The sequence below is a fragment of the Micromonospora fulviviridis genome (genome assembly GCF_014648395.1).
Classification (GTDB): domain Bacteria; phylum Actinomycetota; class Actinomycetes; order Mycobacteriales; family Micromonosporaceae; genus Micromonospora; species Micromonospora fulviviridis.
The window spans coordinates 81,958-94,310 of the sequence record NZ_BMRA01000013.1 but is presented as its reverse complement, the minus strand read 5'-3'; the positions used below and the strand labels follow the sequence as shown (position 1 = coordinate 94,310).

Sequence of the window (12,353 nt, the reverse complement as noted above, 5' to 3'; positions counted from 1 at the left end):
GCCGTTCGCCGTGTCGGGGGTCAGCGCACCCGGCCGTAGCCCGCGATCGTCATCATGTTCATGTCCCGCTTGAGCACGTTGCGGCCGGCGCTGGGCGCGTCGATCACCTGACCGCCGCCGATGTAGAGCGCGACGTGGCCGAGCCCGGAGTAGAACACCAGGTCGCCGGGTTGCAGCGAGCTGCGGCTGATGCGTGAGGTGGCATCCCACTGCATCGCCGCGTTGTGCGGCAGGGACTTGCCGGCGGCCCGCCAGGCGGCCAGGGTCAGCCCGGAGCAGTCGTAACCGTCCGGCCCGTCCGCGCCCCAGACGTACGGCTTGCCGATGGCGCCGTAGGCGTAGCGCACGGCGACGCCCGCAGAGCCGGAGATGGCCGGGGCGCTGCCGGCGGAGCTGGACCGGGCGGGTGCCTCGGTGGCCCGGCCGTACGCCTTCCGGCGCAGCTCGTAGAGGCGGGCCAGGTCCGCCTCGATCTTCTTCTTGCCGGCGACCAGCTGCTTGGCCTGCGCCGCCTCCCGGGCCAGCGTGGCGTCCAGCCGCGTCTTCTGGTCGATCAGCCGGCGCTGGGTGTCCGTGAACCCGGCGATGGTCTGCTGCCGCTGACGGGTGAGCTGGTCCAGGGTGCCCAGCCGGTCCGGCAGCGTGGCGGGCCCGCCGGGCTCCAGCAGCGCCTGCGCGGTGCGCAGGCCCCCGGTCTTGTACGCCGTGGCGGCGATGGCGCCCACGTCGGCGCGGCTCCGCTCGGCCTGCTCCTGCAACGGGCCGATCTTGGCCTGCAACGTGGCCGCGGTGGCCTTGTTGGCCTTGATCTCTTCGTTGAGCTTGTTGTACGACTCGACGATTCGCTCCAGCTCAGTCGAGGACTTCTCGATCTGCTTCGTCAGCTCGGCGGGGGTGGGCTCGGCCCGAGCCACCGACCCCGGGGCGAGCAGCGCGGCCGAGAGGCCGGCCACCGCCAGCGAGCGCAGCAGGATCCGTAAGGACGACAAGAGCGGAAGGCTCCTCTCCGACTCCTCGCCGGGGCGGCGGGCGACCCGGCGACACCGGCCCGGGGCCACCCTGGTGGATGGCGGTCGACCGGACCGGCCTGCCCAACCTAACCCGTGACCGGAGTGACGGGGAGTTGAAGCAGGGGCGAAAGTTGGCAAAGTGTCAGGAAGTGCCGCCGGTGCCCGTGACGCTTCGTGACCGGTTCGCGGGCGGGCCGTCGTGGCGCCGACGCCGGGTGGGCGGATCGCGCCACTGGCCCGATTCGTCGTTCTGGGCGGATGTCGCCAGGCAACGCGCCGCAAAGTCACGACAAAGACGGAAATCACTCCTGTTTTCCGGCCTGACCCCCGAGCTGCCGCCGGCCCGTGGCCAGGTAAACCGCCCGGCCGGGTGGCGTCGCCGCAACACAATGAAGCGCGGAGCTCGGGAATCCCGCCGCGCGGCAAGGCTGGCGCGCCGCAGGAAGGCCCGGCCCGCGAACCCGGGGAGGCCGCCGTGCAGACCGATGGCTTTACCACCCGCCCGCCCCGGTCGCCCGGCGCGGCCGCCTCCACCCTGCTCTACGCCCGGCCCGGCATCGTGGTCACCGGGGAGCGCTTCACCGTCGGCCGCAACAGCTGGCCCGTCGCCGACATCACCCAGCTCTGGACCGCCCGCGGTCCGCACGACCGGCTCGCCCTCCGGGCGGTCGCCGTCTCCGCCGCACTGATCGGCGGGGTCGGCGTGCTGCTCGGCTTCACCGGCGGGCTGCAACGGCTCACCGCGGCGGCGTACCTCACGCTCGGCGCGGTCGGGCTGCTGCCGCTGCTGCTCGTGCTGGCCGGGGATCGCTGGCGGCCCCCGGCATACGAGCTGTGGGGGCGGCTCGGCGGCGCCGAGGTGCTGCTGTTCAGCAGCGACGACGAGCGGCAGTTCGGCCAGGTCACCCGGGCCCTGCAACGGGCCCGGGAGGGGGTACGCCACGGCGGCTGGGCGGACCCGCCCGCGGCGGCGGCGTGGCGGCCGAACCGCTGACCGCCCCGGGTCAGCCGGCGACCGGCTCCGGGGCCCGGGGCGACTGCTCGGCGGCCAGCCAGTGGCTCACCCGGCGCTCGGCGTAGAACGAGACGAACGGCACGGTGCCGGCGAGCATCACCAGCAGCATCCGCTTCAGCGGCCAGTCGGCCCGGCGCGACAGGTCGAAGGTGAGCGCCAGGTAGATCATGTACAGCCAGCCGTGCGCGGTGCCGACCACGGCCACCACGGTCGGGTTGTCGAAGCCGTACTTCAGCGGCATCCCGATCAGGACCAGCACCACCAGCGCCACGCCCACGATCCAGGCGATCACGCGGTACCGGGTAAGGGCTCCGCCCACCGTCGTCCGTCCTTCCGCACCGGCCTCAGCCGGGATAGTCGCCGGGCTTCGCGCCCGGGTTGGCGTTCAACCAGGAAAGGTAGCGGTTGTACGCGGCCAGCTCGCCGTCGTCGGCCCCGCCGACCGGAACGGCCGGCACCCGGGTGACCCGCACCGGCCGGCGTACCGCCGGGGTGGCGACGGCCGGCTCGGACCCGGCGGTCGCCGGCGGCGCCGGGGTGGCCTGCTCCTCGCGCGTGGCCCGCAGCGTGTGCCGCAGCTCACGCCACCACACGAAGACCACGAAGCCGGCGAAGACGGGCCACTCGATCGCGTAACCGAAGCTCAGCGTGTTGCCCCCGGCGGCCCGGGTGACCTGCCACCAGCCGAGCCCGAGGAAGCCCACCACCAGCACGACCATGGCCACGTGGCGGGCGATCCACGCCGGTGTCCAGAGCCGCTTCATGCCATCGAGGGTACCGGGCCCGCCGGCCGTCTCCGACACGGTGTCGTAGGTGGCGAGGGTTTGGTGGCACCCCGGCTGGGCATCCGTCTAGACGCCAGCCCGAACGAGACGAGGGGGCGACGATGACCGAATCAGTACGCCGCGACGCGAGTCCGGAGCAGCGGGTGACCGAGTGGGACGGCGATCACGCCCGCACCCAGGACATCGACGGTGAGCTGCTCGGGGTGGACCCCGCCGACCTCGGCGACGAGGACCTGATCCGGGAGATGCAGAGCCTGCACCGGACCCGGCTCGACACCCTCCGCCACGCCACCGACTCGGCGCTCGCCAACCACCTGCGGCGCACCGCCGAGCTGGAGACCGAGTACCTGGCCCGGCACCCGGGTCGGGAGGTCGACCCGAGCCGGCTGCGGGACGCCTGATGGGCAGCCACGCCGAGCGCGGCATGTCCGCGCCGCCCGAGGTGGTCTTCAACACCGCCACCGACCCGGACCGGTCGGCGGCCTGGCTGCCCGAGGAGCTGCGCCGCTCCGGCACGCACCGGGTCGAGGTGGTCGACGCCGAGGACATGCGGGCCCGCTGGAGCTCCGAGTCCGCGGGCTGGTCGGCAGACATCGACGTCGAGCCGGCCGACGCCGGGGGCGCCCGGGTCCGGCTGGACCTGGCGGGCACCGACCACGGGATGGCCGACGAGATCCTGGCCAGCCTCGCCCGCGAGGTGGCCGACAACCTGACCGCCGGCTGAGGCCGGCGCTGGCACGATACCGAGGAGGCCGGGTTGACCGGGAGTGGCCTGAAGCAGAAGGTGGCGCGGCTGCGCCAGGCGTACGCGCCGCACGAGCACCGGCCGCTGGGCGGCTACCTGGTGGCGATGGGCACGTACGGCGCGGTCACCGCGTCGCTGGTCGGCCTGGTCAGGGCGACGGGCCGTCCGGTGCCGGCGCGCCCCGCGTCCGGCGACGTGGTGCTGCTCTCGATCGCGACCCACAAGCTGAGCCGGCTGCTCGCCAAGGACGCGATCACCAGTCCGCTGCGCGCGCCCTTCACCCGCTACGACCACCCGATCGGCAGCGGCGAGGTGATGGAACAGGTCCGCGACCAGGGCAGCCCGACCCGGCACGCCGTCGGCGAGCTGGTGAGCTGCCCGTTCTGCCTGGCCGTCTGGGTCGCCACCGGCCTCACGGGCGGGCTGGTGCTGGCCCCCCGGCTCACCCGGCTGGTCGCCACCGCGCTGACCGCGGTGGCCGCCTCGGACTTCCTCCAGATGGGGTACGCGGTGGCCCAGCAGGCCGCCGAGGGCGGCCACCGCGAGGAGTGACCGTACGACGGAGAAGGGGGCCGGCGCGCCGCGCCGGCCCCCTTCGCGTCCGGGTCAGCTCAGGTGGGGGTGGTGCCGTGGTCCTCGCCGGCCCAGCCGCGCGACGCCTCGGGCTCCCGCTCCTCGCGGTCCTCGTCGGTGATGATGTCGTCGGCGACCGCGGTCTCCTCGTGCTCGTTGGCGAAGTCGGCCTCCGGAAGCGTGTCCATGCCCCGGGGTGGCTGGCCGAGCGCCGGAGGGTGCTCGTGTTCCTCGTTGCGGTCGGTCATCGCGCTGTCCTCTCCGTCCTCGGGCCGCGTCCGCCGGAAGGCTCAGGCCACCGTCCCGCCGAGCAGGTCGGCCGCCTCGTCGACCGCGTACTCGCCCTGCGGCAGGGCGGCGATCCGGGTGAGCAGCTCGGCGGGCAGCTCGGCGGCCACCGCCCGGCGGTAGATGTCCGCCTGACTGATCCGCTCCTGGCCGTGGTAGATGTCGTCGAGCAGTTCGTCGAGCGGCCGGGTGTCCGGCTGCTCGGTCACGGGCGCGTCATCGGTCACGCCGGTCAGCTACCCGGGCCCGAATCGGTCAAACGTCCCCACCCGGCCCGCCCCACGGCGTTGATCATGAGGTTGGCGGCGAAGTCGATCTCCTTCGCTGCCGCCAACCTCATGATCAACGCTCGGGTGGGTCAGGCCGGGGTCGGGAGGGTGGCGCGGCGGTTGCGGACCGCCTGGGCGAGGTGGTCGAGGACCTCGGCGGTGGTGTCCCAGCCGATGCAGGCGTCGGTGACCGACTTGCCGTACTCCAGCCGGCGGGTGGGGTCGAGGTCCTGCCGGCCGGGCTGGAGGAAGCTCTCCAGCATGATGCCGACGATGCCCCGCTGGCCGGCGGCGAGCTGGGCGGCCACGTCCGCGGCGACCAGCGGCTGGTTGCGGTGGTCCTTGCCGCTGTTGGCGTGGCTGGCGTCGACCACCACCCGCTCGGGCAGCCCGGCGGCGCGCAGCAGGTCCAGCGCCCCGGCCACCGAATCCGCGTCGTAGTTGGGCCGGCCACCGCCGCCGCGCAGCACCAGGTGGCCATCGGCGTTGCCCCGGGTGTGCATGATCGCCGGGGTGCCGGAGACGTCGATGCCGGGGAAGACGTGCGGGACGCCGGCCGCCCGGATCGCGTCCACCGCGGTGCCGATGCTGCCGTCGGGGCGGTTCTTCATGCCGATCGGCATGGACAGGCCGGAGGCGAGCTGGCGGTGCACCTGGCTCTCCACGGTCCGCGCGCCGATCGCGCCCCAGGCCACCGTGTCGGCGATGTACTGCGGGGTGATCGGGTCGAGGAACTCGCAGCCCACCGGGAGACCCAGCCGCACCACGTCGAGCAGGAGCGCCCGGGCGGTACGCAGGCCGGTGTTCACGTCGCCCGAGCCGTCCAGGCCCGGGTCGTTGATCAGGCCCTTCCAGCCCACGGTCGAGCGGGGCTTCTCGAAGTAGACCCGCATCACCACGAGCAGGTCGTCGGCGAGCCGGTCGGCGGCGTGGCGCAGCCGGGCCGCGTACTCCAGGGCGGCGGCGGGGTCGTGCACCGAGCAGGGGCCGACCACGACCAGCAGCCGGTCGTCGGCGCGGTCCAGCACCCGGCCGACGGCACGCCGACCGGCCACCACGGCCTCGGCGAGGGGGTCCTCGAGCGGCAGGTGGTGGTGCAGCAGGGCCGGGGTGGTCAGCGGCACGACACGGTCGATCCGCTGGTCGATGACCCGATGAACGTCCGGGGTCGTCGTCACGGTGGGGTTCCTTCCGCCGACCGTGCCCGGGGCCGGCGCCCGGGATCGAGCCGGCTGCTCGTACGCGAAAGGGCAGGGAATCATCCCTGCCCGGCCGGCTCTAAGAGGAGTGACGTCAGCTCATGGTCGAGTCACCGGCTCCTCCAGCCGGCTGCCTAAACCATCGATACGACCGCGTCACGCCCACCAGCGTACCCGACGGGAGGGGTGGGTCTCACCCGCTCGTCGGGTAAGCCGCGCCTCATGTTAACCCCGGTCGATGGAACTGCGGGTAACTCCAGAGGCACGGCATGTGTCCGCGGGCCGTCCGCGCGGGTGACCGCCCGGTCCGGCCGATGATCCATCCCGAATGGCAGGACTCCGACGGTGGCACAGGCCACTGCCAGTGCGTGAATGCCGGCCGGAAAGATCTGCGCTGCGTACCGCATGCTGGGAAGCGCGGGGTTCCGCCAGGCCTCGGCGGGGGTATGAGGACGGCATGAGCCACCACCAGAGCGACCAGGACCGGATCGAGTCCCGCGCCCACCTGCTGCCCGAGGAGGCGGCGGCCGGCAGCGAGGACCCGGAGGCGCAGGCCGACGCCATCCTCACCGAATCGGACATCCGGGAGGAGGACCGGAACGTGGCACCGGACACCGTGCTGGAGCACCGGACCTCCGAGCAGACCGTCACCCCCGTCGAGCCGCCCGACTGAGCCGGGCGCCCCGGCCCCGCCGGGAACCCCGGTAGGTGGTGTCCCGCAACCAGGCCAGCGGACCGGCCACCCGCAGGCCCGGCGGCACGTTGCCGATCGGATCGAAGGCCAGCGCGGCGTCCTCCCGGGCGTCGCGCGGGCCGTCCAGCCGCACCTCGCCGAACGGCCGCCACGGCCCGACCGCCGAGGCCACCGCGAGCACCAGCCGCGGCCCGTCGTCGCCCGCCGCCGCCGGGAGCTCGGCCAACCCGCGGCCCAGCTCCGGTGAGTCCGGGTCGGCCAGCACGGCGAGGTACAGCCGCCGCCGGCCGGCCCGGAAGGACATGATCGAGCTGTACGTCCCGGTGAAGCGGCGGCGGGGCAGCGGCAGGTGGCGCAGCACCGGCGCCGCCCCGCTGGAACTGGCCAGCAGGTCCACCGGCGGCTCCGGGTCACGGTGCAGCCGGATCCCCACCCCCAGCACGTCCGGCCAGCTTCCCGGGGTGGGTACGCCCTTGGACAGCCGGACGGTCGCGGGCCACCGGCCGGGCAGGTCCAGCAGCGGCACGCCGGTGGGCGGGCCCGGCGTACCCCAGATCAGCACCTCGGCGGAGAAGGTGCGGCCGGCGGGATGCAGCAGCCGGGCGTGCCGGAGCCGGGCCAGCGCGGCGGCGGCGTGTTCGACCAAGGACGATGCGGGGGAGGACATGTGCGGCGAGTACCCCGGCGCGCGGCGACGATGCTCCCCGCACGTCACCTTTCCGCCCGCGAGATCGGATAGCGTCGTGCCATGCCCGACAGCGGTTACCCCTGGCCGATCGAGACGACCCGACTGGACAACGGTCTGCGCGTGGTGGTGAGCGAGGACCGCACGGCTCCCGCGGTCGCCGTGAACCTCTGGTACGACGTGGGATCCCGCCACGAACCGGAGGGGCAGACCGGCTTCGCCCACCTCTTCGAGCACCTGATGTTCGAGGGCTCGGTCAACGTGGCGAAGACCGAGCACATGAAGCTCATCCAGGGCTCCGGCGGCTCGCTCAACGCCACCACCAACCCGGACCGGACCAACTACTTCGAGACGGTCCCGGCCGAGCACCTGGAGTTGGCGCTCTGGCTGGAGGCCGACCGAATGGGCGGGCTGGTCCCCGCGCTGACCCAGGAGACGCTGGACAACCAGCGGGACGTGGTGAAGAACGAGCGCCGCCAGCGCTACGAGAACGTGCCCTACGGCGACGCCTGGCTGCGGCTGCTGCCGCTGCTCTATCCGCCCGGGCACCCGTACCACCACGCCACGATCGGCTCGATGGCCGACCTGAACGCCGCCGACCTGGCCACCTTCCAGGCGTTCCACAGCACCTTCTACGCGCCGAACAACGCCGTGCTCACCGTGGTCGGCGACACCACCGCGGCCGAGGTGTTCGCGCTGGCCGACAAGTACTTCGGCGCCCTGCCGCCGCGCGACGACATCCCGGCCGCCCCCGACGGGCGCACGGTCCCGGCCGGCGGCGGCCCGGGGGTGGAGACGGTCACCACCGACGTGCCCGCTCCCCGCGTCTACGTCGCGCACCGCACCCACCCGTTCGGCACCCCCGGCTACGACGTGACCACCGTGCTCGCCACCGTGCTGGGCAGCGGCCGGGGCAGCCGGCTCTACCAGCGCCTCGCCGACGGCGAGCGGATCGCCCAGCCGGACCTGGTCGGGGCGTACGGGGTGGACCTGGCACACGGCCCCGCGCCGCTGATCGCCACCGCCACGGCCCGCCCCGGTGTGTCCGGCGACCGGCTGCGCGAGGGGCTGACCGAGGTGGTCGACGAACTGGCCACCGTGCCGGTGACCGCCGCCGAGCTGGACCGGGCCAAGGCGCTGCTCAGCACCATGTGGTGGCGGCAGATGTCCACGGTGGACGGTCGTGCGGACACCCTCGGCCGCTACGCCACCCAGTTCGGCGACCCGGCCCGGGCCGGCGAGCGGCTGCCCGCCTGGCTGGCCGTCACCGCCGAGCAGATCGCCGAGCAGGCCGCCGAGCTGCTCGGCGCGGCCGACCGGGCGACCCTCACCTACCTGCCCGAGGAGACCTCATGACGCTGATCGCCACCCGTCCCGGCGCGGGCGCCGCCCGCCCGTACCGGTTCCCGCAGGTGGTCCGCCGGTCCGCCGCCGGCGGGCAGGTCGTCGCCGCGCACCTGCCCGGGCAGAACCTCGCCGTCGCGCTGCTGCTGCTCGACGGCGGCGCCGGCCGGGAGCCGGTCGGCAAGGAGGGGCTCGGCGGCGTGCTGGCCAAGGCGCTGGAGGAGGGCACCGCGCAGCGGGACGCCACCGCGTACGCCCTGGCCATCGAGGCGCTCGGCACCGAGCTGGTGGCCGGCCTGGACTGGGACTCGTTCCAGGTCAGCGTGCAGGTGCCGGTGGACCGGCTGGGCGCGGCCGTGGAACTGCTCACCGAGGCGGTGCGCACGCCCAAGCTCGACCCGGCCGACGTGCGGCGGGTCCGCGACGACGAGGCGACCGCGCTGCGGATGGACTGGGCGAACCCGGGCCCGCGCGCCGACGCCGTGCTGCGCGCCGACCTGTTCGGCGCGGACAACCGCTGGGGCCGCCCGCTGTACGGCGACCCGGACAGCGTGGCCGCCCTGGACGTGGACGACGTGACGGTCTTCCACTCCGAGTGGTTCATCCGCCCCGGCACTCTGATCGTCGCCGGTGACCTGGACCGGATCGACCTCGACGCGCTCGCCGCGACGGTGTTCACGGGGGCCGGCGGCGCGGCGCCGGACAAGGGCGGCCCGATCGAGGTGCCGCTGTCGGAGCGGCGGCGGATCATCCTGGTCGACCGTCCCGGCTCGGTGCAGTCGACGCTCCGCCTCGGGCACCCCTCGCCGCACCGCGCCCACCCGGACCACGTGCCCATGACGCTGGCCGGCACGGTGCTCGGCGGGGCGTTCACCTCCCGACTCAACCACCTGATCCGTGAGGTGCGCGGCTACACGTACGGGATCCGGGGCGACTTCGCCTCGTCCCGCCGGTTCGGGCGGTTCGCGATCAGCTCCGGCGTGCAGACCGCGGTGACCGCGCCGGCCCTGGTCGAGGCGGTCGGCGAGGTGTCGCGTACCCGCCTGACCGGGGTGACCGAGGACGAGCTGGCGGTGGCCCGCTCCTGGCGGGCCGGCCAGCTCTCGGTCGAGCTGCAGAGCCCCCGGGCCATCGCCTCGGCGCTCACCACTCTGGTCGTGCACGACCTGCCGGACGACTACCACGCCCGGCTGCGCGAGGCGCTGCTCGCCGCGACCGTCGAGGAGGTCTCCGCGGCGGCCGTCGCGCACCTGCACCCGGAGTCGCTCACCCTGGTGGTCGAGGGCGACTCGGCGCTGATCCGGGACGACCTGGTGGCCGCCGGCCTAGGCGAGGTCGTCGACCACGCCCCCTGACGCGTCGGGCCGGGGCCGGTTCTCGCCGGCCCGGCGACGTGGCGGTGTCGACCGGCCGGGGACACCGCCACGGCGGGACCTCGGATGTGATTCCCGTCGCGTCACAGGTCGTCCGGTGGCCGGCCGGTGGACGCGGAAGCTCCGGCCCGGCCCCCGGATGGCGGGCGATTCTTCGCCGGTGGCCCGCCGTCGGGCGGTGTCGTTGCAGGTCGACGGCCCGATCGGCGAACGAGGTGGCCGGCGGCGCGCGGCCCGCGCGCTGGGAAAGGTATCCCGCCGGCCCCGCCCGGCTGGGTAGCCTCGCGGGCATGAGGATCGGCATTGTGGGGGCCACCGGCCAGGTCGGTGGCGTGATGCGGCAGGTGCTGGCGGAGCGCGACTTCCCGGCGGAGCAGGTGCGGCTGTTCGCCTCGGCCCGGTCGGCCGGGCGCACGCTGCCCTGGCGCGACGGCGAGGTCACCGTCGAGGACGCGGCCACGGCCGACTACCGGGGCCTGGACATCGTGCTCTTCTCGGCGGGCAAGGGCACCGCCCGGGAGCTGGCCCCCCGGGTCGCCGAGGCGGGCGCGGTCGTCATCGACAACTCCTCGGCGTTCCGCATGGACCCCGAGGTGCCGCTGGTGGTCGCCGAGGTCAACCCGCACGCCATCGCCGACCGGCCCAGGGGCATCGTGGCCAACCCCAACTGCACCACGATGGCCGCCATGCCGGTGCTGCGCCCGCTGCACCAGGAGGCCGAGCTGGTCAGCCTGGTCGTCGCCACCTACCAGGCCGTCTCCGGGGCCGGCCTGGCCGGCGTGGCCGAGCTGGACGAGCAGGTCCGCAAGGTCGCCGAGCACGCCGCCGGGCTCGCCTTCGACGGGTCGGCCGTGGAGTTCCCCGCGCCGCGCTCGTTCGCCCGCCCGATCGCCTTCAACGTGCTCCCGCTGGCCGGTTCGATCGTCGACGACGGCTCGTTCGAGACCGACGAGGAGCAGAAGCTGCGCAACGAGAGCCGCAAGATCCTGGAGATCCCCGGGCTCAAGGTCTCCGGCACCTGCGTGCGGGTGCCGGTCTTCACCGGCCACTCCCTCCAGATCAACGCGCGCTTCGCCCGCCCGCTCACCCCGGCCCGGGCCCGCGAGCTGCTCGACGGCGCGCCGGGCGTGGCGCTGAGCGACGTGCCGACCCCGCTGGAGGCGGCCGGCCAGGACCCGACGTACGTGGGTCGGATCCGGGCCGACGAGACCGTCGAGCACGGGCTCGCCCTGTTCTGCGCGAACGACAACCTGCGCAAGGGCGCGGCGCTCAACGCCGTGCAGCTCGCCGAGCTGGTCGCCGCCGAGCTGCGCTGACCCGGTCCCGCGTGCCCGGCGGGTGGCCGGGCACGCGGGCGGGAAGTGCGGTGAGATGGGGACGACCACACCAGTCGACACGGGAGGCCCCCATGGCGGACGAGCGGACCCGGCAGGCCCTGACCGACCTCATCGCGAGCCGGCGGCTCGGCGTGCTCGCCACGCTGAAGCGGGACGGCCGGCCCCAGCTGTCCACCGTGGTGCACTCCTTCGACCGGGACGCCGGGCTGATCCGGGTCTCGGTCACCGACGGCCGGGCCAAGACCGCCAACCTGCGCCGCGACCCCCGCGCCAGCTTCCACGTCAGCAGCGAGGACGGCTGGGCGTACGCGGTGGCGGAGGCGCGGGCCGAGCTGACCGCGGTGGCGGAGCGGCCGGACGACGCGACCGTCGGGGAACTGGTCGGGCTCTACCGGGCGGTGCAGGGCGAACACCCGGACTGGGACGACTTCCGGCGGGCCATGGTGGCCGAGCGCCGGCTGGTGCTCCGGCTGCACGTCGAGCGGGTCTACGGGATGCCGCCGCGCTGACCGGCGCCCCGACGGCGCCACGCCGCCTCGCCCGCGGCGGTGCCGCGTTACCTCGCCCGCGCCGCCGGGTAGACCGCCGTGCCGACACCGAGAGGGGAGCACCATGACAACGGTCGGAGAGTTCATGACGACCCGGTTGGTGACGATGGACGGCAGCGACACCCTCACCGCCGCGGCGCAGGAGATGCGGGACAGCGCCATCGGCGACGTGGTGGTGACCGATGGCGACAACGTGGTCGGCATCGTCACGGACCGGGACATCACGGTGCGGGGCGTGGCCGAGAACATGGATCCCAACACGACCCGGCTCAACCAGATCACCAGCAAGGACGTGGTGACGGTGAGCCAGTACGACGACGCGGTGGCCGCCGCCGACCTGATGCGCACCTACGCGGTCCGCCGGCTCCCGGTGATCGACGACGGCCGCCTGGTCGGCCTGGTCTCCATGGGTGACCTGGCCGTGGAGCGGGAACCCCAGTCGGTGCTCGCGGACATCAGCGCCGACGAACCCAACAACTGACCCGTCC

The 12,353-nt window shown here is 74.2% G+C and carries 17 protein-coding genes; 10 read left to right on the top strand and 7 right to left on the bottom strand.

Going from position 1 to position 12,353, the window contains the following annotated elements; genetic code table 11:
* Positions 1-20: 20 nt before the first annotated feature.
* Entirely contained in the window at positions 21-989 is a 969-nt protein-coding gene (locus tag IEY96_RS28310; protein ID WP_189197850.1) for a C40 family peptidase, read from the bottom strand.
* A gap of 496 nt (positions 990-1,485) precedes the next feature.
* Here IEY96_RS28310 and IEY96_RS28305 point away from each other — a divergent pair, with 496 nt between their 5' ends.
* Positions 1,486-2,004 carry a DUF6232 family protein gene (locus tag IEY96_RS28305; protein ID WP_189197849.1) on the top strand — a complete coding sequence of 173 codons (519 nt, stop codon included), beginning with the start codon at positions 1,486-1,488 and terminating at the stop codon, positions 2,002-2,004.
* A 10-nt stretch (positions 2,005-2,014) separates the two neighbouring features.
* Here the strand turns inward: IEY96_RS28305 and IEY96_RS28300 are convergent, their stop codons facing one another.
* Together IEY96_RS28300 and IEY96_RS28295 are read right to left on the bottom strand one after the other, a co-directional pair.
* Positions 2,015-2,344, bottom strand: a complete 330-nt coding sequence (locus IEY96_RS28300) for a DUF3817 domain-containing protein (RefSeq protein WP_189197848.1) — start codon at positions 2,342-2,344, stop codon at positions 2,015-2,017.
* 25 nt (positions 2,345-2,369) lie between these two features.
* A complete protein-coding gene (locus IEY96_RS28295; RefSeq protein ID WP_189197847.1) occupies positions 2,370-2,789 on the bottom strand; it encodes a hypothetical protein in 420 nt (139 codons plus the stop codon).
* Between the two features lie 122 nt (positions 2,790-2,911).
* Between IEY96_RS28295 and IEY96_RS28290 the strand changes: the two genes are divergently transcribed.
* The 3 genes from IEY96_RS28290 to IEY96_RS28280 are packed head-to-tail and all read left to right on the top strand — an operon-like array spanning position 2,912 to position 4,107.
* On the top strand, positions 2,912-3,211 hold the full coding sequence (locus tag IEY96_RS28290) for a DUF6158 family protein (RefSeq protein WP_189197846.1): 300 nt from the start codon (positions 2,912-2,914) through the stop codon (positions 3,209-3,211).
* A complete protein-coding gene (locus IEY96_RS28285; protein WP_189197845.1) occupies positions 3,211-3,534 on the top strand; it encodes a hypothetical protein in 324 nt (107 codons plus the stop codon). Before IEY96_RS28290 ends, IEY96_RS28285 begins: the two co-directional genes overlap by 1 nt.
* Positions 3,535-3,567: 33 nt before the next feature.
* Positions 3,568-4,107: a DUF1360 domain-containing protein gene (locus IEY96_RS28280; RefSeq protein ID WP_189197844.1), complete on the top strand. Its 540-nt coding sequence runs from the start codon at positions 3,568-3,570 to the stop codon at positions 4,105-4,107.
* A gap of 59 nt (positions 4,108-4,166) precedes the next feature.
* Here IEY96_RS28280 and IEY96_RS28275 read toward each other — a convergent pair whose 3' ends face one another.
* From IEY96_RS28275 to IEY96_RS28265, 3 genes are all read right to left on the bottom strand, one after another.
* Complete coding sequence (locus IEY96_RS28275) at positions 4,167-4,376, bottom strand: hypothetical protein (protein WP_189197843.1); 210 nt, start codon at positions 4,374-4,376, stop codon at positions 4,167-4,169.
* 42 nt (positions 4,377-4,418) lie between these two features.
* The gene (locus IEY96_RS28270) at positions 4,419-4,652 is read right to left on the bottom strand and encodes a hypothetical protein (RefSeq protein WP_256566920.1); all 234 of its coding nucleotides are present in this window, start codon (positions 4,650-4,652) and stop codon (positions 4,419-4,421) included.
* Between the two features lie 122 nt (positions 4,653-4,774).
* On the bottom strand, positions 4,775-5,863 hold the full coding sequence (locus IEY96_RS28265; protein WP_189197842.1) for a 3-deoxy-7-phosphoheptulonate synthase: 1,089 nt from the start codon (positions 5,861-5,863) through the stop codon (positions 4,775-4,777).
* Positions 5,864-6,341: 478 nt separating this feature from the next.
* Here IEY96_RS28265 and IEY96_RS28260 point away from each other — a divergent pair, with 478 nt between their 5' ends.
* Complete coding sequence (locus IEY96_RS28260) at positions 6,342-6,557, top strand: hypothetical protein (protein ID WP_189197841.1); 216 nt, start codon at positions 6,342-6,344, stop codon at positions 6,555-6,557.
* On the opposite strand, the gene IEY96_RS28255 is transcribed toward IEY96_RS28260, so the two are convergent.
* Positions 6,532-7,245: a phosphodiesterase gene (locus IEY96_RS28255; RefSeq protein WP_189197840.1), complete on the bottom strand. Its 714-nt coding sequence runs from the start codon at positions 7,243-7,245 to the stop codon at positions 6,532-6,534. The two genes, IEY96_RS28260 and IEY96_RS28255, sit on opposite strands and share 26 nt — an antisense overlap.
* An 81-nt stretch (positions 7,246-7,326) precedes the next feature.
* Between IEY96_RS28255 and IEY96_RS28250 the strand changes: the two genes are divergently transcribed.
* The 5 genes from IEY96_RS28250 (at position 7,327) to IEY96_RS28230 (ending at position 12,346) form a co-directional block, all read left to right on the top strand.
* Positions 7,327-8,619 carry a M16 family metallopeptidase gene (locus tag IEY96_RS28250; protein WP_189197839.1) on the top strand — a complete coding sequence of 431 codons (1,293 nt, stop codon included), beginning with the start codon at positions 7,327-7,329 and terminating at the stop codon, positions 8,617-8,619.
* Positions 8,616-9,962: a M16 family metallopeptidase gene (locus IEY96_RS28245; RefSeq protein WP_189197838.1), complete on the top strand. Its 1,347-nt coding sequence runs from the start codon at positions 8,616-8,618 to the stop codon at positions 9,960-9,962. Before IEY96_RS28250 ends, IEY96_RS28245 begins: the two co-directional genes overlap by 4 nt.
* Positions 9,963-10,270: 308 nt before the next feature.
* Complete coding sequence (locus tag IEY96_RS28240; protein WP_189197837.1) at positions 10,271-11,296, top strand: aspartate-semialdehyde dehydrogenase; 1,026 nt, start codon at positions 10,271-10,273, stop codon at positions 11,294-11,296.
* Between the two features lie 92 nt (positions 11,297-11,388).
* On the top strand, positions 11,389-11,826 hold the full coding sequence (locus IEY96_RS28235; protein WP_189197836.1) for a PPOX class F420-dependent oxidoreductase: 438 nt from the start codon (positions 11,389-11,391) through the stop codon (positions 11,824-11,826).
* A 103-nt stretch (positions 11,827-11,929) separates the two neighbouring features.
* Entirely contained in the window at positions 11,930-12,346 is a 417-nt protein-coding gene (locus IEY96_RS28230) for a CBS domain-containing protein (RefSeq protein ID WP_189197835.1), read from the top strand.
* Positions 12,347-12,353 lie beyond the last annotated feature (7 nt).